This window comes from Caproicibacterium sp. BJN0003, assembly GCF_026314295.1.
GTDB lineage: Bacteria > Bacillota > Clostridia > Oscillospirales > Acutalibacteraceae > Caproicibacterium.
Map to the genome: position 1 here is coordinate 605,051 of NZ_CP111108.1, position 22,189 is coordinate 627,239.

At 41.0% G+C, this 22,189-nt stretch carries 20 protein-coding genes and 4 tRNA genes; 12 read left to right on the top strand and 12 right to left on the bottom strand.

Going from position 1 to position 22,189, the window contains the following annotated elements; translation table 11 throughout:
- Window positions 1–132 precede the first annotated feature (132 nt).
- The 8 genes from OP489_RS02970 to OP489_RS03005 all read right to left on the bottom strand — a co-directional run bounded on the left by OP489_RS02970 (window position 133) and on the right by OP489_RS03005 (window position 5,600).
- Window positions 133–1,020: a helix-turn-helix transcriptional regulator gene (locus OP489_RS02970; RefSeq protein ID WP_266162883.1), complete on the bottom strand. Its 888-nt coding sequence runs from the start codon at window positions 1,018–1,020 to the stop codon at window positions 133–135.
- A gap of 399 nt (window positions 1,021–1,419) precedes the next feature.
- Window positions 1,420–1,980: a DUF5714 domain-containing protein gene (locus tag OP489_RS02975; RefSeq protein ID WP_266162884.1), complete on the bottom strand. Its 561-nt coding sequence runs from the start codon at window positions 1,978–1,980 to the stop codon at window positions 1,420–1,422.
- Window positions 1,981–2,162: 182 nt separating this feature from the next.
- Entirely contained in the window at window positions 2,163–3,344 is a 1,182-nt protein-coding gene (locus OP489_RS02980; RefSeq protein WP_266162885.1) for a hypothetical protein, read from the bottom strand.
- Between the two features lie 212 nt (window positions 3,345–3,556).
- The gene (locus OP489_RS02985) at window positions 3,557–4,648 is read right to left on the bottom strand and encodes an SIR2 family NAD-dependent protein deacylase (RefSeq protein ID WP_266162886.1); all 1,092 of its coding nucleotides are present in this window, start codon (window positions 4,646–4,648) and stop codon (window positions 3,557–3,559) included.
- A gap of 559 nt (window positions 4,649–5,207) precedes the next feature.
- A tRNA-Gln gene (locus OP489_RS02990) sits at window positions 5,208–5,282 on the bottom strand.
- Between the two features lie 41 nt (window positions 5,283–5,323).
- Window positions 5,324–5,400 (bottom strand) — tRNA-His (locus OP489_RS02995).
- Window positions 5,401–5,441: 41 nt separating this feature from the next.
- Window positions 5,442–5,518, bottom strand: a tRNA-Arg gene (locus OP489_RS03000).
- An 8-nt stretch (window positions 5,519–5,526) separates the two neighbouring features.
- Window positions 5,527–5,600, bottom strand: a tRNA-Gly gene (locus OP489_RS03005).
- 282 nt (window positions 5,601–5,882) lie between these two features.
- Here OP489_RS03005 and OP489_RS03010 point away from each other — a divergent pair.
- The 4 genes from OP489_RS03010 to OP489_RS03025 all read left to right on the top strand — a co-directional run bounded on the left by OP489_RS03010 (window position 5,883) and on the right by OP489_RS03025 (window position 9,945).
- Complete coding sequence (locus OP489_RS03010) at window positions 5,883–6,608, top strand: ABC transporter ATP-binding protein (protein WP_266162887.1); 726 nt, start codon at window positions 5,883–5,885, stop codon at window positions 6,606–6,608.
- A gap of 2 nt (window positions 6,609–6,610) precedes the next feature.
- Window positions 6,611–7,528 carry a SufB/SufD family protein gene (locus OP489_RS03015; protein WP_266162888.1) on the top strand — a complete coding sequence of 306 codons (918 nt, stop codon included), beginning with the start codon at window positions 6,611–6,613 and terminating at the stop codon, window positions 7,526–7,528.
- A 423-nt stretch (window positions 7,529–7,951) separates the two neighbouring features.
- The gene (locus OP489_RS03020) at window positions 7,952–8,980 is read left to right on the top strand and encodes an ABC transporter substrate-binding protein (RefSeq protein WP_266162889.1); all 1,029 of its coding nucleotides are present in this window, start codon (window positions 7,952–7,954) and stop codon (window positions 8,978–8,980) included.
- A gap of 23 nt (window positions 8,981–9,003) precedes the next feature.
- Complete coding sequence (locus OP489_RS03025) at window positions 9,004–9,945, top strand: L-lactate dehydrogenase (protein ID WP_266162890.1); 942 nt, start codon at window positions 9,004–9,006, stop codon at window positions 9,943–9,945.
- Between the two features lie 78 nt (window positions 9,946–10,023).
- On the opposite strand, the gene OP489_RS03030 is transcribed toward OP489_RS03025, so the two are convergent.
- A complete protein-coding gene (locus tag OP489_RS03030; RefSeq protein WP_266162891.1) occupies window positions 10,024–10,926 on the bottom strand; it encodes a C39 family peptidase in 903 nt (300 codons plus the stop codon).
- Window positions 10,927–11,112: 186 nt separating this feature from the next.
- Between OP489_RS03030 and OP489_RS03035 the strand changes: the two genes are divergently transcribed.
- Together OP489_RS03035 and OP489_RS03040 are read left to right on the top strand one after the other, a co-directional pair.
- On the top strand, window positions 11,113–11,706 hold the full coding sequence (locus OP489_RS03035; protein WP_180341196.1) for an HD domain-containing protein: 594 nt from the start codon (window positions 11,113–11,115) through the stop codon (window positions 11,704–11,706).
- A 20-nt stretch (window positions 11,707–11,726) separates the two neighbouring features.
- Window positions 11,727–12,623, top strand: coding sequence for a YitT family protein (locus OP489_RS03040; protein WP_266162892.1), 897 nt, complete (start codon window positions 11,727–11,729; stop codon window positions 12,621–12,623).
- A gap of 66 nt (window positions 12,624–12,689) precedes the next feature.
- Here the strand turns inward: OP489_RS03040 and OP489_RS03045 are convergent, their stop codons facing one another.
- Complete coding sequence (locus OP489_RS03045) at window positions 12,690–13,625, bottom strand: sugar phosphate nucleotidyltransferase (protein ID WP_266162893.1); 936 nt, start codon at window positions 13,623–13,625, stop codon at window positions 12,690–12,692.
- A 148-nt stretch (window positions 13,626–13,773) separates the two neighbouring features.
- Here OP489_RS03045 and OP489_RS03050 point away from each other — a divergent pair, with 148 nt between their 5' ends.
- From OP489_RS03050 to OP489_RS03075, 6 genes are all read left to right on the top strand, one after another.
- Window positions 13,774–14,133 carry a DUF4186 domain-containing protein gene (locus OP489_RS03050; protein WP_266162894.1) on the top strand — a complete coding sequence of 120 codons (360 nt, stop codon included), beginning with the start codon at window positions 13,774–13,776 and terminating at the stop codon, window positions 14,131–14,133.
- 163 nt (window positions 14,134–14,296) lie between these two features.
- Entirely contained in the window at window positions 14,297–15,649 is a 1,353-nt protein-coding gene (locus tag OP489_RS03055) for a carbohydrate ABC transporter substrate-binding protein (RefSeq protein ID WP_266162895.1), read from the top strand.
- 148 nt (window positions 15,650–15,797) lie between these two features.
- The gene (locus OP489_RS03060; RefSeq protein ID WP_266162896.1) at window positions 15,798–16,523 is read left to right on the top strand and encodes an ABC transporter ATP-binding protein; all 726 of its coding nucleotides are present in this window, start codon (window positions 15,798–15,800) and stop codon (window positions 16,521–16,523) included.
- Complete coding sequence (locus OP489_RS03065) at window positions 16,516–18,087, top strand: hypothetical protein (protein ID WP_266162897.1); 1,572 nt, start codon at window positions 16,516–16,518, stop codon at window positions 18,085–18,087. The genes OP489_RS03060 and OP489_RS03065 overlap by 8 nt, the downstream gene beginning before the upstream one ends.
- A 239-nt stretch (window positions 18,088–18,326) precedes the next feature.
- Entirely contained in the window at window positions 18,327–20,930 is a 2,604-nt protein-coding gene (gene clpB / locus OP489_RS03070) for an ATP-dependent chaperone ClpB (RefSeq protein ID WP_266162898.1), read from the top strand.
- 133 nt (window positions 20,931–21,063) lie between these two features.
- Window positions 21,064–21,357 carry a Dabb family protein gene (locus tag OP489_RS03075; protein WP_266162899.1) on the top strand — a complete coding sequence of 98 codons (294 nt, stop codon included), beginning with the start codon at window positions 21,064–21,066 and terminating at the stop codon, window positions 21,355–21,357.
- A 38-nt stretch (window positions 21,358–21,395) separates the two neighbouring features.
- Here the strand turns inward: OP489_RS03075 and OP489_RS03080 are convergent, their stop codons facing one another.
- Entirely contained in the window at window positions 21,396–21,947 is a 552-nt protein-coding gene (locus tag OP489_RS03080; RefSeq protein ID WP_266162900.1) for a 4'-phosphopantetheinyl transferase family protein, read from the bottom strand.
- A complete protein-coding gene (locus OP489_RS03085) occupies window positions 21,944–22,177 on the bottom strand; it encodes an acyl carrier protein (protein ID WP_266162901.1) in 234 nt (77 codons plus the stop codon). The genes OP489_RS03080 and OP489_RS03085 overlap by 4 nt, the downstream gene beginning before the upstream one ends.
- Between the last annotated feature and the right edge of the window lie 12 nt (window positions 22,178–22,189).

Below are 22,189 nucleotides of genomic sequence, written 5' to 3' on the forward strand. Positions count from 1 at the left end.
TTCTTTTGGTGTTTGTTCATTTTAAGACTTATCCTAAAAAGATGAACCCCGCACAAACATAGTTTTCATGCGGGGTTTAAAGGATATTTAGCTGTGCCGTTTGCTCAATTTAAATCCGATTTCTGATGATGCTCATTTTGTATTCACTTGAACCGCCTTTAGTTCAATATAGCCTCTTGTTCCAACAGGCTCCAATTGGATACGTGGATTTTTTTCATCCCACTTATATCCGATAACCGACGGGTCATATCTATCCATGGATTTCTGAACGGCCTCGATTGCTTCGCAATAATTCTCTTCAGCAAATGGTTCCCCCTGAAACATCAGATACTTTGCCGGAGGAAGCTCAACAATATCAAAGCCATCCGGAATCTGACCGTCAAAATCGAGCGCGGTTTCCACACCCTGAACGTATTTTGAAGTACCGGACTTACGGTACTTTTCTGGGAGCCATAAGCACACCGGTTCCCCACAAAGGGATTTCATGCTTGTGAGGATTCCCCACACATCGCATCCTACTTCCTTACAGTAGCTCCAGTATTCCTCTGCTTTTATCCCTCTTTTGATGATGACCTTTCTTGCTGGCTTTTCAATAACCTGTACAAATATATTTTGAATGTTTTCCATAGTCATTTTCTCCTTTTTCCATAGCATCCTGAATTTTACGCCATAGGGTGTGAACAGCGGCAGCGGAATAGGAGCTTTTGCATATTCTTTCGGATTACAGCCAAACTCCCTGAGGAAGGCTCTTTGATAGCCATCGATGCTGGCAAAACCCAGATCAAAAGCAATATCGATGATTTTTATGTTTTCATCCCTGAGCCGCAGTGCAGATTTTGAAAGCTTTAATCTTCTGATATAATCTGCAGGAGAAAAACGGACCAATTCTTTGAATATTCGCGCTGCATACCATGGCGAAAAGTGCGCTGCTTCTGCCAAGTCAGCCAGAGATATTTTTTCAAATAAGTGAGATGCGATATAGTCCTGCATTCGTTGAACCGCTTCTATCTTTTCCGTCACTGTTTTCACCTCCTGACATTGTTAGTATAATTCAAGTCGCCATAGAATTTCTCGACTATTCTTGCTTTATTAAGATGGATGATATAAATAATTCAAATTTTTATGACTGAGCTGAAGAAATTGGACCCCATTCCTGATAGAGTTAAAACCTAGAAATGTAAACTATTGAAAGGCTTGGCTTCTTTGAAAGACCCAATCATGATGCGACTGGTGGGCTTTTTGTGTTTTGTTGATTTCGTAAAATTCGGCACGATTTTGATGAAATAACAAAATTTTGAGGTGAATTAGATGTGAAAAAATTTCACATAAAGCCAAAAACACCATCGACTATTCCTTTGCTGGATAATCGGTGGTGTTTCTTAATTGTAAAAAATCGAAATCAGAAATGATAGCGAGCTTTTATTGATGAAATGGGCATCGTTTTCCGATACATTGCTCATTGTATGGACTAAATTCACATTTAATATTTGGCACTTCTAATGTTACATTATAATTTTCATTTATAAATTCAACGGCTGTTTTAAAACTTAAATATGCGTCTCTTTTGCAGCATCGGGGACCATTGATCTCTGCTAATTTTTCCAAAGCCTTGGAGGTGAACTTCATATGATTTCCCCATGAGCCGTCTGTTGATAGTGGGCCAGTACCGTCAATGATTGCTAAGCTGGCACCTACGGACATTACTGCACCGCATACACCCCATAGGCCACATACGGCTCCGGGCATCAGTAAACCTTGGTGCATAAGTTTTTGAAGACTTTCTTCCAAGTTTATCTTGCCGCCGGCATTATAATATGCTGTCAAAATGCATGCTCCATCCAGAACATGATGCTCCGGTCCATGGATGCGTACGAAGTCTTTTGATGCTACTTTTTTAAAAATTTCGTAGGGGTTTGTTGATTTTGAGTCTTTACATGCTTGTATAATAAGATTTGCTCGGTCTTCCATCGTAGAGTCCATTTTCTAATCATCTCCACATCATATTTAAGCATAGGGTACAAATTTTATCGAATTTCTGCATTGCATTCATTATACCCGTAAATCTTAGAAAATGAAACACTTGGTATGAAAAATTGTAGAAATTAAACGTGATTTTTTAGTTGAAAAATAGATTATAAATAATTTGTTTATTCATGCCATAATTACATGATGTCTTTGACTTTGTTATTCAAATCAGATATATTCTTAATATTTAAATTTTCACTTGCCAATGTTTCCAATACTTTTATATTTCTTTTATCCTCTTCACTAAGGCAATCGTTGTCTTTTAAATAGGTAAATACAGTTAATAACATAGAATAATAGTATTCATTTCTGGGAAATTTTTGAATACCGTCAAATAGCTTGTTTTTAGCGTGATTGATGTCACTTCTAAATTTACCGGAGGTTATATTTTCTGATTTAGCTAAGTAATAGTACGCTTTACCCATTGAATGAAGACTATACATTTTGTTTAAGTTATTTCGCACATTTGTATCGAAACAAGCAATTGCATCATTATATTTTCGCTGTGTCAGTAAAAATTCTCCTTTTAAGTGATTGATAAAAGCTTTATTATCATCTATAACAAATGTATCGATTGCAAAATTTAACAGCTCTTCAATCTGCTTAGTTGTGTAATTATTATCATTTTGCAAAATCGCATTGATAAGTGTCCCAACAAAATGCTCTTCAGAATCATTTCCGGAGGAAGCTTGTATGATACTTTTAATATCAGCGATTTCTTCACTATAATTTCCTTTATAGTGAATTTGCAAAATTAGCTCTGAAATATATCTATGTCTGCCGCTTATGAAATACTCGCCTTGGATTTCTTCTTGAAATAAATTGCCTTTTGCATCTCCATTTAAAATTTTATCAACAAAATCTTCCCAAGTAAAAGAATAATAGTGCTTTTCAATAGACCTCTTTAATAAGCCCCATTGTAATTTTAATCCATACTTGAAACTTAACGAAACAATTCCATCCGCCAATTTTGCTTCATTAGACAAATTGTCATATTCAAAGCAGATTGAATCAGTGACGCTTTCAGACCGATCAATAACCTCTAGTAATATATCAATGATATTCTGACTGTTAGATATTTTTCTAGTAACAGATTCTTCGTCAAATTTTGTAGAGACGTTTAATATGTTGCTTGCGATCATTTTTTTAACAAGTTTTTGTGCTTCAAGAATGTCAAGGGTATCTTTGACATCTATATAATAGTTGATGGGTTCTAACCTTGTTTTATTATAATTACTGAAAACATTATCCCAATCAGAATATCTTGATGTAGCAATGAATATTGCAGGAATTTGATTATTTTGAGTATCAGAAATCATTTTAAAAAATTGCTCATAATCAACGATTACATTATCAAAAATAATTACAATGGTAGATTTAACCTTTCCGTATATATCAAACAACAATCCACTTCGATATTGTGATTGAGTTTTAAACAGGAATGATAAGATACCGTTTTGCGTTAACTCATATGCTAACCTATAGATTAATGTAGATTTTCCAGATACTGCTGGTCCTCTTAATAATAATTTTATAATAATTTTTTCATCTGATGTTTGGCACTCAATTCGATTATAAAATCTACCAAGGATTCAGTATTCAGTTTTTTTACATCTTTACCACCAAGTTTTGTTACATCAAGCTCTCGACATACATCGAAATTGTTTTTGATGATGCCCCAATTAGGATTGCCTCCTCTATAAAATGAGCGCGGATCTACTGGGTAGTTTGTAGTAGGATTATAGAATTCAAAACATTCAGTTATATAATTCATTGTCCGTGGATCGAAAGTATATAACGGTGATTCCGGAGAAAAGAGAATTTTGAGCTGTTGAAGTTTAATCCTATAATTACTTTCTGCTATGGTATACATTTCTTCAAAAAAGTCATCTGCAGTCCCTTTAATATATTTTATTTTATAAATCTCTAAATCTGTTTTTAAATCTTCTGAAATTTCAGGAAGAATAATATATTTTTCCTTTATTGATTCCCAACGAGCATTATCAGAAAAAGTTTCAAGAATGTCTGTTATGATTTTATCTGAAAAGCTATAACCAATAAAAATAAATGTATCGTTAAAGTCTTCCATAAGTCTGTTTATATATTTTTTACTGCTTTTCTTGGAAAACTTTAAATCTTCTAGTGTGATTTTTAATGGATTATCTTCTGAATAGGGGGTATTAATATCTCCGTTTATTTTGTATAGTGGAATATTTGAATCATTAACAAATGCTTTAGGATGCAATGGGTCTTCCAAAGTATATTCGTAATATCTCTGGTTTTTATATGATTTTTCCACCAAATCATCATAATTAGTGGTATAGATAGCTTTCCAAGGAATTAGTGAAATTTTTTCGAACTTTTTGTTTGGAGTAAGGTCCTTTAATCTGTCCCGGATGGATTGTTCTATTTCTTTTCTGAATCCTTTCTTTACAAGATTGTAAGTGAAACGCGGCAAATCAGAATTAAATTTTACACCAGTATTGCCTAACTGATTATACAAATATTTTGCTAAATCTGCCCCTAATAATCCCCCGGATTCTAAGGTGGCACCGGCGCCAAGAAATAAAATACACTTTTTGTTAAATATTCTATGTAACAAAGCTTCCGGTATATCGATCATAGCAAACATCTCCATCTTTTCAATTTTACTATTTTACAATATCAAGCTTCTAATTTTAACCTACGGTTGACCGAACTTCTGATTATTACTATTTATAATTAAAAATTTTTTATCACATTAATCATAGTCTTAAATTCCATAAAATGAAATACTTTACATAAATATTTGTAAAAATTTAACATAAATGTAATACTATAATTATGTTTGCTAGCAACAAAAAATCCCTAAGCTGTCCTTGAAGGATAAGCTGGGGGATCAGTGAAATAAAAGTGATTGCTGATTACTTTAGAATGAAAATCCGGAAAGCTAAAATCGATTCAAAAAAATATATAACGATATATGGACAGTATGGGAAGGCTAGAGTATAGTCAAGCGAAGCCATGCCCTCTAATATTTTATGTGTATGTTTTACAGCTTGCTGATGCGGAAGCGAGATTAAGTAGGATTTTTTCATCATAAACGACAACGGGTGATTTAGTGGTTCTGCTTTGGGGTTGTTCAAGAAAAATGAAACCCCGCACAAACATAAAGTTCATGCGGGGTTCAAAAGGTATTCAATTGGCTGGGCTGGCGGGATTCGGACCCACGCGTGACGGAGTCAAAGTCCGTTGCCTTACCGCTTGGCTACAGCCCAATATGGAAATACGAGGCCAAAAAAGACCTCGTATCAATCAATGGGGTGGAAGATGGGACTCGAACCCACGATCTCCAGAGCCACAATCTGGCGCTTTAGCCAACTAAGCTACATCCACCATATAAATGCGCCAAAAGTAAAAAGGCTTTTGGCGCGTGCTGGCGCGCCAAAAGGGACTCGAACCCCTGGCCTACTGCTTAGAAGGCAGTTGCTCTATCCAGCTGAGCTATTGGCGCATGTCCTTTGGAGCGAGTGATGGGAATCGGACCCACACAACCAGCTTGGAAGGCTGGGGTTCTACCACTGAACTACACTCGCATATTGGCAACGGATATTAATATAGCATACAGAACGGGAATTTGTCAAGTGTTCCTAAAGTTTTTCCAAAAAAATTTTAGATAAGCGGCGAAAAAATTCTTTATTTAGAAAGAAAAATTATTTGTATTTTTCTTTTTGAATTTGGCAATTCTAAAAGTACACTAAAAAAGTATAATTTTTTCGAAACTGATCTTGACAGGAATTGTCAAATTTTTTACAATAGGAAAAGAAGAAACTTCATTTGTTTCTGATTGTTTGTTTAAAAAGAAAGAAGGAACTAATTTGCTGCAATTATCTGACCTTTGCTGGCATGCACCCGGCGGAGAATCTATTTTAAAAAATATAAATTTGACCATTCCGGATGGAAAACTTGTGGTTATTACCGGCCCAAATGGTGGGGGGAAAACGACCCTTGCCAAATTGATTTCCGGTCTGGAAACTCCGGATTCTGGGAAAATTGTCCTTGATGGAGAAGATATTACAGGACTCGATGTGACAGAGCGGGCTTTAAGAGGCATCAGCTATGCGTTTCAGCAGCCAGTGCGGTTTAAAGGCCTTACCGTGCGGGACCTCTTGGAACTGGCCTCTGGGGAAACACTCTCGGAGGAACGGCTTTGCACGCTTTTAAGCAAGGTCGGACTTTGTGCCAGAGAATATATAGATCGTGAAGTGGATGCCAGTCTTTCCGGCGGTGAAATTAAGCGAATTGAAATTGCAAGCGTTTTGGCGCGCCATACAAAGCTGACGATTTTCGATGAGCCGGAAGCTGGAATCGATTTGTGGAGCTTTGCAGCGCTGATTGATGTGTTCCAGGAGATGCGCGGAAAAATCAATGGTTCCATGGTGATTATTTCTCATCAGGAGCGTATTTTACAGATTGCAGATGAACTGATTGTAATTGCGGACGGGCAAATTAGATGTTCCGGCAAACCGGATCAGATTCTGCCGATGCTTCTAAAAGAGCCCCATTGTGAAAAATGTCCCAAAGAGGAAGGGGAGGCGTGCTAACGATGAATCGTATTTCAGAACAACTTTTAAAGATCGTTTCCGACTGGAAAGGAACGTTTCACGGAGCCTATAATATTCGGGAGGATGGACAATGCGCCGGCCGACAGTCTACGGAGCATATTCAGATCGATTCCAAAAAGGATCGTCCCGGTTTGGATATTCGGATTGCCCCCGGAACAAAAGGAGAGACAGTTTCCATTCCTGCCTGTGTAACGCATGGAGATGTGGATGACCTTGTTTATAATGATTTTTATGTTGGCGAGGGAGCAGATGTCGTGATCGTAGCCGGCTGCGGTGTTCATACGGAAAATGGAGAGCCTGCCCGGCACAATGGAATCCATCGTTTCTTTATGGGGAAAAATTCCCATGCGTTGTATCTCGAAAAGCATATCGGGACTGGAAAAGGCAACGGGCTTCGCACGATTGACCCTGTGACGGAAGCCTTTCTGGAAGAGGGCGCCGTTCTCGAAATGGATACCTCTCAAAACGGCGGGGTAGACCATACGCTGCGTACGACAAAAGGAACTTTGGGAAAAGACGCAAAGCTTGTAATTCATGAGCGGATCTTGACCGAAAAAGAGCAGACTGCAAAAACACAGTTTGAGGTCAACTTAAATGGCGAAAACTGTGGAGCGAACCTCATTTCCCGGTCAGTAGCAAAAGACCACTCTCACCAGGAATATCAGTCCCGCATCGTTGGAAATACTCGCTGTAATGGTCATTCTGAGTGTGATGCCATTTTGGTAGGAGAAGGCACCGTTAATGCTGCGCCGGAACTTTCTGCCAACAATCCGGATGCTGCTTTGATTCATGAGGCTGCGATCGGAAAAATTGCCGGAGAACAGATTCTAAAGCTTCGCACTCTGGGATTGACCGAAAAAGAAGCAGAAGAAAAAATTGTCGCCGGATTTATGAAATAAAAAATGGAATCTGACTTTTTCTTTTTAAGTAATTAAAAAAATCCTTGACAGTGGATTTTAAATGTGCATATAATAGAGCCAATCAAGAAGAAATCTTCGAGACGGAAGTGAATCTGTATACGCGCCTACAGAGAGCAGGAAATGCTGAGAACCTGCGGAAGAGCGGTATGGCATAATGGTCCGTTGAGAGCGAGGGGAAAGGCCTTTTTGGCTAAGTATCTGAGACGTATTATCGGCGTTAACGATAAGGAATGTGTTGGCATTCCGTTGAGAGGGTCGCTTTTGCGGCCAATAAAGGTGGTACCACAGATTTTTATAAGATCTGCCCTTTTTAAAAGAAGGGGCAGATCTTTTTTATTTGCGGAACAAAGCGGTGCGGTCCAACAGCTGTACCTTTCGAGAAAAAGAAAGGGGCAAAAAAGGATGAAAAAGAAATTGACAAGAGGAACGGCTGTTTTGATGGTGGGGGTGCTGATGGCATCAGTATTTGCGGGGTGCGGAACAAGTACCGCATCTTCAACGAGTCCTTCTCAAACAGGAGAAAAAAAGTATAAGATCGGGATTATTCAGCCGATGGATCATCCATCGCTGGATCAGATTCGGGAGACAATTGTCTCGGAACTTTCCGCTTTAGGCATGGACGATAAAATCGAGATCGATTATGAAAATGCACAGGGCGATACAGCAGCGGTCACGACAATCATCAATAATATGCTTTCGTCCAATGTGGATATGCTGGTGCCGATTGCTACCGGCCCGGCACAGGCTTGCGCCAAAGCTACAAAAGATGTGCCGATCATTTTTTCGGCGGTCAGCAATCCAATTGAAGCAAAACTGGTAGATTCTTTTGACAAGACGGATGGTAATATTACCGGAGTTTCAAATTCGATTGCGGTAGAAGATATTTTTAAACTGGCACAAGAGCTGACGCCTAACGTGAAAACTTATGGATTTGTTTATAACCCAGGCGAAGTTAATTCTGTGACGGGAATTAACCGTGCGAAAGCGTACTGCGATGCAAATGGAATCGCCTATAAAGAAGCCACGGTGACTAATTCCAATGATGTTCAGCAGGCAGTACAGTCTCTGGTTGGAAAAGTGGATGCGTTTTTTACACCGAATGATAATACCGTCGCTTCTGCGATGCCGCTTTATGAAAAAATTGCAGAGGGAGCAAAGATCCCTGTATATGTCGGTGCGGATTCCATGGTGAAGGACGGCGGACTTGCGACCGTTGGAATTGATTATACGGTCCTTGGGAAGCAGACCGCACAGATGATTAAACGCGTGATCGACGGTCAAACGATTGCACAGACGCCGGTAGAATCGATTCAGGAATATGCGAAAATGATTAATACCGATACGGCCAAAAAGTTGGGAATTACCATCCCGCAAAGTTTGCAGGGCGATTTTCAACAGATTACAACCACGACTGTCAGCAGCCAAGGCTGAAATTATTTTAGGAGGAACCATCAATGAAACAGGGAAAAATTGTGATCATCGGCGCCGGTCATGTAGGCAGCCATTGTGCCTCTGCGTTGATGCAGCAAGGTGTTTGTTCCAAAATTATTCTAATTGATAAAGATATGGAAAAAGCCAAAAGTCAGGCACTGGATCTGCAGGACGCAAATAGCTTTCAGCCGCGGCCGACGGAAGTCTCGGCTGGAGATTATGAGGACTGCAAAGACGCCGATCTGCTCGTCTTGGCGGCCGGGGTTCCAAGACTTTCGGGACAGACGAGAATGGACGTTTTAAAAGATACTGCGAAAGAGGTTTGTGAGATTGCACCGAGAGTAAAAAAATCCGGATTTTCTGGGATTACAATTACAATTTCCAACCCGGCAGACGTAATCGCATTTCATTTTCGCAGATTGACCGGATTCCCGGCAGAAAGGGTGTTCAGCACCGGAACCGGTTTGGATACGGCAAGACTGCGCCGTGCACTTGCGAAAGCATTAAAAGTAGATCCCCGCAGTATTTCCTGCTTTGCGATGGGGGAACATGGAGACAGTCAGTCGGCTCCGCTTTCTTTGGTACGGGTCGGGGGAGAATCCCTATCTGACTTTATCAAGAACTCTCCGGCGCTTTTGGGAGCGGCGGATTTAGAAGCGGCAGTGCATGACGCTGCATTTTCTGGCACAGACATCATTGAGGGAAAAGGTTCCACCGAATTTGGAATCGGTGCAGTTTTGGCCGATACTGCAAAAGCAGTGCTTTTTGATGAACATCGTATGCTTCCTGTTTCAGTGCTCCTAAGAGGACAGTATGGGCAATCTGATGTTTATGCGGGCGTTCCTGCAATGGTTGGAGCAAATGGAATTGAATATATTCCGGATCTTCCTCTTTTACCGGAGGAAGAAAAAGCGTTTGGAAAATCCTGCGACGCAATTCGTCGGGCGATAGGGACGCTTTCCTGATCTTTTATTTCTAGTTTAGGTAAAATGAAAAAGCTGCCATGACTTCAAAAAATCATGGCAGCTTTTTATATTTATGATTTATGCGCTGATTGCGTAAATGGTGATAACCTGAGGAAGCAATCGGTCAAATGACCAGGTGGTTTGGCTCCTTATTTTGCTGTTCGGGTCATTTACAATAAATTTTCCATTCTCATAGCCACGGATTACAATATAATGTCCGCGCTTTGTAAAATCGCCAGGTCCCAGATTGCAGACTAAAAGAGCGCCGCTTTGCAGTGCATCGGTGAGTTCTTTTTCAGAACTCATGGAAAGTGATTTCGAAGAGAGCCCCAAAAGTTGCGCTCCGCTTGTAAAAAGGCTGCTGTCGGTTCCATCGTCTTTCGATTTAAAGCCATTTTCGCTGCTGAATTGCGCCATTTTATCCGGTGTGTTGGAATCGTCTTTTGTCAAAGCGGTTACGACCATGGAAAAGCAAGTGGGTCCACAGCCGGAAAGGCCGATGATGCTGTTTCCATATGGCAGATAGCCCCATCTGGGGTCCCATTGAAGGTAAAGCGGTACTCCATTTTCTATTACATCAGAAGCGTCGCTGCCAGAAACAGAAGTCCCTTTGCACTCCGGATATCCCAATGTAAAGTTTAAAAGTTCATCATTTTGTGATAGAGAAGTCAGCAGCTCGTCCGGATATTGATTTGCATTCTCTAAAATTGTCAAGTAGCGGGGATTTGTCTGTGCAGTAAGCGCAATTTTAGAAAGCGCACTACCCTCTGGATAAGAGGAAAGAGAGAGAGAAGAATCTTCTTCCGCTTTTGAAGAATTGGTATTTGCAAAAGTCTCTTTTGTAGGAGCAGAATTCAAATCTTGATTCAAAAAAAGCAATAGACAAAGGATAACTGCTGTCATCATTAAGGTTGCCGGGATAATTTTTCGGCTCTTTTTTCGCTTTTTTAACATTCCTATTGATTTATTTTTGGGTGTCATTTAACTGATCCTTTTCATGATTTTTTATTTTTTAATTAGGATTCCATTATAAAAAAAAGGAAGGGAAAAACATAGCTCTTTTTGGCGATTTTAAAGAAAAGCTTTTAGAAAATAATGGAAGAAGATGCGAAACCCTATTTTCCGTGGTATAATAAAAAATATTTTTGAAATATTGGGAGGATTACCATGGGATATAAAGAAGAGTTTATTGAAATTTATCAACGGGAGATCAAACGTCAGGGCAGCGAGCCGCTTCTTAGCTGGCTGCAGCAGACAGACTTTTTTACAGCACCTGCTAGTACCCGTTATCATTGTGCCTGTCTCGGAGGATTGGTGCAGCACAGCGTCAGCGTCTATCAAACTATGCAGAAATATTATGAGGAAGGAATCGACAGCCGCGAAAGCTTTGCAATCTGCGGACTGCTTCACGATATCTGTAAGGCTCAGTTCTATAAAGTCAGCTCAAGAAATGTTAAGAATGAACAAACAGGACAGTGGGAAAAGAAACCCTATTATTCGATCGAGGATCAATTTCCATATGGTCACGGCGAAAAGTCGGTTTTCCTGATTGAACGTTTTCTGCGGCTGAAGACTAGCGAAGCAATGGCGATTCGGTGGCATATGGGTGGGTTTGATGATGCGGTGAAAGGAGGCTGCAACGCGATTTCTCAAGCATATGAACGGTATCCTCTGGCAGTAAAGTTACATCTTTCTGATCTTGAAAGTACCTATCTTCACGAAAACGGTACCTCTGCGGTACCAAATGGACATATTAAATGACCCATTAAAGAGGAATTAATATGAAAAAAGAATTTGGCGAAATTTTTCGGAGAAATGAAAAATTACGGGTGTTGGCTTCGATAATCGGAGCTGCGATTTATGCGCTTGGGCTAAATTGGTTTATTGTTCCGCTGAATCTTTACAGCGGTGGCATGATGGGAATTGCACAGCTGATTCGTACCTTTTTGTCCAACAGCTTTGGAATTCAGTCCGGACAGCTGGATTTAGCCGGTATCTTTTATTATATTCTCAATATCCCGATGGTGATTATGGCAGTTAAGAAAATGGATAAGCTTTTCGTTAAAAAACTGCTGATTACCTTAACTGCCTGCACGATTTTTCTTTCGGTGATTCCAATTCCAGAAAAGCCGATTTTGGGGGAAGAACTCACCAACTGCCTGATTGGCGGGATTATCTGCGGGTTTGGGATCGGAATGTATCTGCGGGCAGGCTGCTCCGGGGGAGGTTTTGAAGTTTTAGGAATCTATCTGGCAAGAACAAAACCGAATTTCAGCGTGGGCAAAATGAATATGATCGTCAATGGAGTAATCTATGCGGTTTGCCTCATCTTATTTGATCCTTCTGTTGCGGTCTATTCTGTGATTTATTCTGTGTTCATGTCAATTACGATGGATAAATTTCATGCACAGAATATTCGGGTGGAAGCAATTATTCTTTCGAAAACGAATAATGACCAGATAGAGGCACAGATTTTAAAACGTATGGGCAGGGGAATCACCTGCTGGAAGGCAAAAGGCGGTTTTACTGGAGAAAATATCGATGTGCTCTATACGGTGCTTTCCAAATATGAAATTGGGATACTGAAAGATATTGTCTATACTGCAAATCCACAGGCTTTTATGGTCGTAAAAGAAGGTCTTTCGGTGGATGGGAATTTTATTAAGCGGCTTTCATAACAAAAAGAGCCGAATAGTGCTTTTTAAGGCACTGTTCGGCTCTTTTTCATTTTTGAGATGTTTTTATCAGATGGAACTGTTCCAGAGATTTTCCGGATAAAGTCCTGATTGGGTCATTTGAGCAATCGCATTTACGACGGTTGGTTTATCCGCCTTGTAGGTGACGCCATACCATTTGTCCGGGCTGTGCAAAACTTTCACAACTGCTTTCTTTTCTTCGATCAGCTGACTGACGACGCTCGGCAGAAAATATTCGCATTTAAGCGGATCGAGGAGAAGATTGTTTTTTAAGAAAGTCGGAAAACGATTTTCTGCTTCTTCTAAGAAATGCCCGGAAAAGCCCCATAAATTCATAGAGACTGTTGTGTTTCCCGGGAAAGTTCCCCAGTTTTGTCCATTATCATCTGTATAGCGTATTTGATTGCCTTGCTTTTCAATATGAGTATGTTCGGTAACGCTTTTTAAGTTTCCCTGTGAATCAGAGACACAGACGCCCCTTGCTACATGACCGTTTTCGGTAACGGTGTTCTGCAGGTCATATCCGACCATACAATAGGAATCCACATTGTCTTTAGCAGAATGAGTATTAAGATAGTTATAAATGACGCTGAATGCGTGAGCGCCATAATAATCGTCGGAATTGATCACAGCAAACGGGCCGTTAAGAAACGGCTTGGCACTTAAAATTGCATGGCAGGTTCCCCATGGCTTTTCGCGGCCTTGAGGAACGGAAAAACCTTGAGGCAAATTAGAAAGTTCCTGATAAGCGTATTTTACGTTCATCACTTTTTCCAGGCGATTTCCGATTGCTTCTTTAAACGTTTTTTCAATCGCTCTTTTGATGACGAAAACAACGGTTTCAAATCCGGCACGCCGTGCATCATAAAGAGAATAGTCGATAATTAGTTGACCGTGTTTTCCAACAGGGTCTACTTGTTTTAAACCACCGTAGCGGCTCCCCATCCCGGCAGCCATCACGACAAGCACAGGTTTTTGATTCATATCAAATCCTCCCCAAATTCTATCAAATCTTTTCTATTATATTGCAAAGAAAGCTCGTCTGCAACTGCAAATTCACTCAATGCTTGACAATGGGACGTATGTTGCGCTATTGTTTCCTTGAAAATATATAAACGGAGATCGATCTTTTATGCAGACAATCGATGAAGCTTTGCAAAAATTACAGCGTTCTAAATTTCGCTCGCGTTTTCATTTAAAAGAAAAAGAGAAGCTTTATGTCAAACAAAAAGGAATAGAAACAATCAGGTGCCATGCGCAGGATTTTGTACGGGAACGGCTTGCTCCTGCACAAATTCCAAATGATGGTAAGCAGACTCCTATGCGGGGACATCCTGTTTTTATTGCACAGCATGCCTGTGCCTGCTGCTGCCGCGGGTGTCTTCATAAATGGTACCGAGTGCCGGAGCACACAGAACTTTCTTCCCGCCAACAAGAGCGGATCGTAAATCTTTTGATGGAGTGGATCAAAAGAGAGATGCTTTTTCCATAAAATATGGTTTTTACAGCCAATTTTGATAAAAAATGAGGACTATTTTGGGAATAGCGGCAAAAATCGGGGCTTTTTACTTGAATATAACGGGAAAATCCGTATAATACAAGAAGTGGCCGTAAAAAGGCCCTTTAATAGAAATCCTTTTAAAAGGAGGATAAAGATGAAAAAAGTAATCTGTATATTGGTGACGGCGGCACTTTGTTTTTCGATGTTTTTGAGCGGCTGCGGACAAGCTTCTCCATTTTCTGCAGAAAGTATGCAGGCTTCTTCGGAGAATAAATTAGAGGGAGAACTTAAAATTAATGTGGCCCAAGGAAGCTATGCCAAAAACATGTGGCAACAACTTGCTAACGCTTTTGTGAAAGAAAATCCCGGCGTAAAAGTCACGGTTACAGTAGATCCCGAAATCGAAACGCTTACGGATCAAATGAAACAGGCAGGAGATTGCCCGGATCTGATGTTTGTTCCACTTGGGCGCACGCAGGGGATGACGGAAACCGAACTAGAAAACAATGGAATGCTTGATCTTTCCGATGTTTTAGGAGAAGTAATCCCGGGCGAAGAGAAAACGGTGAAAGATAAAATGTTGCCGGGTGTTAATAATGGGGCATTTTCTAAAAATGGAAAGCAGCTATTACTGCCTGAGTTTTTTAGTCCTGCCGGCCTTGTTTATGATCAGCATCTGTTTCAAGAAAATGGGTGGCAGGTTCCGAAAACATGGGACGAGATGTGGACTCTTGCCGATCAAGCAAAAGCAAAGGGGATTTCACTTTTTGCTTATTCAAAACCGGAAGATCTGGAAACTTTCTTTTACGGAATGCTGGAAAATACCGATCCGACACTGCTGTCTAATGTGTGCAGCTATCAAGAGGGCGTCTGGAGTTCGGATCAAGGGAAAAAAGTGCTCGATACTTTTGCAAAATTAGCATCTTATACCGATGGGACTGTTCCTGCCAATGCAAATGATGAAAATTATCTTAAAAATGAACAGCTTTTGTTGGAAGATAAGGTCCTCTTTATGCCCGGTGAGAACGGAATCCTCGACCAGACTGCACAAGAGACAAAGGCGGAAGGTTTTGAATGGGGATTTGCTCCAGTGCCATCTTTTGAATCCGGGAAAAATCAGACTCTTTATACGATAACCAGTGAATGCTGGATTCCAACAGCTGCAGAGAATCAGGAGTTGGGGAAAAAGTTTTTGGTTTGGTCTTATAGCGATGAAGCAGCTGCGATTTGTGCCCAATTTGGAGAGACAACCGTCGTGCCGAAATCCGAAACGCAGCTTGATCAGGCACATCAAGCGTTTTATTCTCAGTATGGGGATCAGCTTACAAATAGGCTGATTACGGACGAATTTCTTCCAGTGGGTGCTTCTGATATGAAAGATTTTCGCAGCAGCCTTTTCGGCACTTTTGGAGCTCTTGTCAGCGGTGAGGTTACCCCGGAAAGTTGGAGCCAGGGGGTCATTACGGCAACGGATACCTTGCGGGCAAAACGAAACGCATCCACTTAAATAAACGGAAAAGGAAAGCCATAAGCTTTTCTTTTCCGTTTTCTTTTTTAAGATAATACTTGACATTATAAAAGCTTATGATATACTACGATTAGATGACCGTCTAATAGATGACCGTCTAAATAAAGAAAAATCCGGAGGGAAAATTATGCTGAAAATTTCTGAATTTTCAAAAACGTATGCAGGCGGCAAAAGAGCGGTGGATCACCTGAATTTGGAGGTTCATTCCGGCGAAATCCTTGGCTTTATCGGACATAATGGAGCGGGAAAGACGACGACGCTGCGCGCTGTTGCGGGAATTCTCGATTTTACCGAAGGAGAAATCACCATTGATGGGCATTCGATTCAAAAGGAGCCGGTAGAGGCCAAAAAAGTGATGGCTTTTTTGCCGGATAACCCTGATATTTATGAATTCCTTACCGGAATCAAATATCTAAATTTTCTTGGAGATCTGTATGAGATTCCTGCGAAAGTGCGGGAAGAGCGGATTAAAACTTATGCAGATGCGTTTGAAATTACAGGGGTTCTGGGCAGTGCGATTGGCGGATACAGTCATGGGATGAAACAGAAACTGTCTCTGGTTTCTGCCTTTATGCGCAAACCAAAGCTGCTGATTTTAGACGAACCTTTTGTGGGGCTTGACCCACAGGCTTCCTTTTTACTCAAAGGTTTTCTGCATGAATTATGCAAAACGGGAGGAGCGGTTTTCTTTTCCACGCACGTTTTGGAAGTAGCAGAAAAACTTTGTGACCGGATTGCGATTATTAAACAGGGAAAATTGATTAAGGTGGATACAACAGCTTCCATTGTTGGTGATGAGAGCTTGGAGCAGGTGTTTCTGGAACTTGAAAAGGAGGATGTGCCGCATGCGTAAGCTTGGGATTCTTTTAAAGATTAATTTTCAGGCGATGCTGCGCTCATTTTCTGTCGGAAAAAAGCGTTCGGCAGGCTGGATTGGTGCGCTTGCTTTGATGGTGTTTTTAGCGCTGTATCTTTCTGGAGTTTATAGCTTTATGCTGGCAGCTGCTTTATCATCAATAGGAAATTTGCAGCTTTTAATTCCGATGATGACAATTCTGGCAACCATTGTTTCTGTGATATTTACGATCTTTGCGGCTAGTGGTCTTGTCTTTGGCAGTAAAGACAGCAATTTATTGCTGCCTTTGCCGGTTTCGGCATTTACGGTGATGCTTAGTAAAGTGCTTGCACTTTATCTTGAAAATTTAGTGTTCTGCGGGCTCTGGATGATCCCTGCAACTGTTGCGTATCTTTTTTATGGCGGCGGCAGTGCTTTTTTGATTTTTCCGATTATTATCAGCATTATTTTTCTACCATTTTTGTCGTCTCTGCTTGCCCTTTTAGGTGGCTGGCTGATTGCATTTCTCTCTGCACACAGCCGTCATCGTGCTTTGATGGGAAATTTAATCAGCGGCATTTTGCTGGCAGTCGTTTTGATTGGTTCTATGCAGGTCAATCGTATTCTTCAAACGCTGCTTCTCAATGCAAATCAAGTTGAAAAGACATTGCATACCGGACTTTTCCTATTTGGATGGCTTATGGATGGTTTACAGGGAAATTTTCTTTCCCTCTTATGGCTGGTTTTATTCTGTTTCTTACCATTTTTGCTGATTTCGTGGGCACTCAGTTCACATTATCAGAAACTGCTTTCTAAAATGCAGAGTCACGTACTCCGCAATGATTATCATTTGCAAAAATTGGAAAGCAACAGTCAATTTGCTGCACTCTTTAAAAAAGAATGCGGCCGCTATTTTGGAACGACGATTTACTTGTTTAATACCGGAATCGGCGTATTAATGATGCTTGGATTTTCTGTTTATGCGCTTATTGCCAGGCAGAGTCTCCTTAATTTTGTCCAACAGTTCGGAGAAGAGATTCTTGTGCCGATCTTGGCGCTTGGAATTTGTATGATTCTTTCGATGACAAATACAACATGTGTATCAATTAGCCTGGAAGGCAATACTTTTTGGGTTTTAAAGGGATCCCCTGTACCAACAAGAGTGATTTTTCGCGCGAAGGCAGCGCTTAATTTGATCATTTGTTGGGTTAGCACAATTATCAGTGTTCCTCTTTTGGGCATTGCATTTTCTTTGCCGGTATTGAGCACAATCAGCCTTTTGCTGGTCGGCCTTGCAATGGGAGTATTTGTAGCACAGTTTGGATTGATGGTCAATCTTAAATTTCCGAAGATGAACGGGGAAAACGATACCATTATCGTAAAGCAATCTGCGGCGGCATTTTGTGGTATTTTTGGAGGAATGCTGCTGACGGCACTATTGGCAGGCGCATTTTATTTGCTTTCTTCTCATCTTGGAATTCAACAGTTTTTATTCCTTGCAAGTGCATTTTTACTTTTACTGGCGCTGATAATTCATCGATGGCTTTTAACGCGCGGAACCGAAATTTTTAAGACTTTATAAAAACAATCGGGGTGGAAAAATTTTCTGCCCCGATTGTTTTTTTGATTAATTTCGACTAAGATTGAACTGGAAGGATTTTCATAAAAGTAAATTAGCACTTAATTAAATAGAGTGCTAAAAATTAATTATTTGTTCACAATATATTCATGAATCCCAATTATACTAAATTCAGAACGATTGGGAAAGACTTAAAAGATGGTTTTTTAGACGTTCAGTTGAATTATGAGGAGTGAGATGCTATGAATGCACAGAATTTTACACAGAAATCCATTGACGCGGTTCAAGGCGCACAGAGCTTGGCAACAGCCAACGAAAATATGCAGATTGAACAGGTACATTTGCTGGCGGCATTGCTTCAGCAGGAAAATGGTCTGATTCCGCAGCTGATGAAAAAGATGAATGTGGATCCACAGGCATTTTTAAATGCGGTCAATCTAGAAATTAAAAAACTGCCGGGCGTTTCCGGACCAGGTAGAGAGGCGGGGAAAATTTATGTTTCTCAGGCAGTGGATTCTGCTCTGAATGAGGCAGAAAATGCTGCTTCTCACATGAAAGATGAATATGTCAGTGTTGAGCATTTACTTTTAGGATTGCTGCGCAAAGCAGACAAAACGTTAAAGGATCTGTTTCGTACCTTTGGAGTTACCGAAAGCGGATTTCTTGCGGCACTTTCCAGTGTGCGCGGAAATACAAGAGTGACCAGTGATAATCCGGAAGGAACCTATGATTCTCTTTCTAAATATGCGCAGGATTTGGTAGAGCTTGCGCGAAACCATAAATTGGATCCTGTGATTGGCCGTGATACAGAGATTCGGGACGTGGTTCGAATCCTTTCGCGTAAAACGAAAAACAATCCGGTTCTGATTGGTGAACCGGGTGTCGGCAAAACTGCGATTGCTGAGGGACTTGCCCTGCGAATTGTTCGTGGAGATGTTCCTGACAACCTAAAGGACCGCAAGCTTTATTCTCTGGATATGGGATCGCTCATTGCGGGGGCCAAATACCGCGGTGAATTTGAGGAACGTCTCAAGGCGGTTCTCAATGAAGTTAAAAAATCCGAAGGAAAAATCATTCTGTTTATCGATGAGCTGCATACCATTGTAGGCGCCGGAAAAACAGAAGGCAGTATGGATGCCGGAAACCTTTTAAAGCCGATGTTGGCCCGCGGCGAATTGCATTGTATTGGTGCAACGACCTTAAATGAATACCATAAATATATTGAAAAAGACGCTGCGCTGGAGCGTCGGTTCCAACCGGTCATGGTGGAAGAGCCAACCGTTGAGGATACGATTTCGATTCTGCGTGGATTAAAGGAACGCTATGAGGTGTTCCATGGCGTTAAAATTCAGGATCAGGCACTGATTGCAGCAGCAACCCTTTCTGACCGATATATTTCGGATCGTTTTCTGCCGGATAAGGCAATCGACCTTGTTGATGAAGCATGTGCAATGGTTCGCACCGAGATGGACTCTATGCCGACCGAGCTGGACGATGTTTCGCGTAAAATTATGCAGTTGGAGATTGAAGAAGCAGCGCTCAAAAAAGAGGATGACCGTTTGAGTCAGGCTCATCTTATCGATATTCAGAAAGAACTTGCGGAGCGTCGTGAGAAATTTAAAGAAATGAAGGCAAAATGGGATAACGAAAAGCAGTCTATTGAGAAGGTCCAAAAACTGCGCAGTGATCTGGAAGACTGCCATGCACAGATTGAGAAGGCAGAGCGGGAATATGATCTAAATAAAGCCGCCGAACTCAAATATGGCCGTTTGCCGCAGCTGCAAAAAGAGCTGGAAAAGCAGGAAGCAATCGCTGAAAAATCGCAGGAAGCCCAGCTTTTGCATGACCGCGTGACTGATGAGGAGATTGCAGAGATTGTGGGGCGTTGGACCGGAATCCCCGTAGCAAAATTGATGGAAGGCGAAAGAGAAAAGCTTTTACGTCTTGATGAACAGCTTCATCAGCGGGTGATTGGCCAGGACGAAGCAGTCCAAAAGGTGGCAGATGCAATTCTGCGTTCCCGTGCAGGCATTCAGGATCCAAATCGTCCGATCGGCTCATTCCTATTCCTTGGACCTACCGGTGTCGGCAAAACAGAGCTTGCAAAAGCATTGGCCGAGACGCTGTTCGATGATGAAAAAAATCTGATTCGGATTGATATGACGGAATATATGGAGAAATTTAGCGTATCCCGTTTAATCGGAGCGCCTCCGGGGTATGTTGGTTATGAAGAGGGCGGTCAGCTGACCGAAGCCGTTCGTCGTCATCCTTACAGTGTTGTACTGTTTGATGAGGTGGAGAAAGCCCATCCGGATGTTTTTAATGTGCTGCTCCAGGTTCTTGATGATGGAAGAATTACAGATAGTCAGGGCCGTACTGTTGATTTTAAGAATACCATCATTATTCTGACCTCTAATCTGGGTTCTCAGTATATTCTGGAAGGAATCGGAGCGGATGGTTCTATCAGCGAAGAAGCGAGAAATCAAGTTCATGCACTGCTCAGAAAGCAGTTCCGTCCAGAATTTTTAAACCGCTTGGACGAGATCGTCTTTTATAAACCTCTGCAGCGTTCTGAAATTGATCAGATTGTCAATCTGCAGATGGAAGATCTTCGTCGCCGTCTGGCAGATAAAGAACTGGATGTCACCCTTACTGACCGTGCCCGCGATTATGTGGTAGATCAGGCGTTTGATCCCGCTTATGGTGCGCGTCCACTTAAGAGATTTCTGCAGAGCAGGGTGGAGACGTTGATCGCGAGAAAGATGATTGCCGGCGAAATTGCACCGCGCAGCACGATTGTGGTGGATTATGACGGCAAGGAACTGACCGCTTCTTCTCAAAAATAAGGGAAACAAAAATCTAAAAAGTTCTTTAAAAAGCATAGAATTTTTTCATGAAATGTGATATAGTAAAAATCGGCTTTAGACGACAAAATAGTTCGTTTAGAGTCGATTTGTACTCAAAGGAGGTTCCCCACCCATGGTGAAACATCTTGTTCTTTGGAAGCTCAAAGATTCAGAACGAAAAAATGCAGTAGCAGATGCGGCACTGTTGCGCAGCCGCTTCAATTCACTGATTGGAATTGTTGATGGATTAAAATCCATACAAGTTGGGGCCAATTATAAACCCGGAAATTATGATTTATGTTTAGAGTGTGTATTTGATTCGAAAGAAGACGAAGAGCAGTATCAAGTTCACCCGGAACATTTAAAAATTAAGGCATTGGTTGCAAAGATGATTTGTGGGCGCACCGCGTTTGATTATGAAATCTAAATGACGAAAATAAAATAGGAAAGGGATGCTGAATGAATTCAGCATCCCTTTTTTTGAGCAAAATTATAAAAAAACGGAGTTGATTTTCCGCCGCAGCAAAAAATTCGGTAAGAGGAGTTCCACTTGATAGGATAAAGAGCAGTTCCGTTTATTGCAGGCAGAAATCCGTTTTGATTAACCGTAGAAAAGCGGCAAAAATTTTCGTCGATACCGCTGCCTAAATATTTAACATAACTTTCCTTTGCGGTCCATATGGAAAAGAAATCAGAAAACTGTGTTCGGCATAGATGAGAGTATTCTGCGGGATGAAAAAACCGCTTAGCGATGGAATTCATTTCACGATTTTGTTCAATAATTTGAATATCAAAGCCGATTTTATCACAGTCGCAGAGCGCACAACCCCAAAAAGTACCGCTGTGTGAGATGGAGATCGTGTAAGGAACTCCTTTTAGATAGGGTTGACCACTTTTCTGATGTTCTAATTTTACGGTATAAAAATTGAAATCCGGATTAAAAAGGTGCAGAGATTTTTGCAGTGCGTATTCGAGCGAAAAATCCGGATCTTTTTGAAAGAGAAAAATTTTTGTCATTGTACGCCCTTATCCTGTAGATAAGAAATGACATCTTTAATGCGGTGCAGCTTCCAAATTTCCCGTGTCTCAATTGTAATGTGAAACTTTTTTTCACAGGCACAGACAATGTTAATCAGGTCAAAAGAATTTAACTGTAAATCCTTTACGAGGTCGGTTTCATAGGTGATTCCCTGTTTCCCAGTGATTTCATAAATGATCGCTTGTAATGTATTTAATAAATTTTCCAAAATCCGATTTTC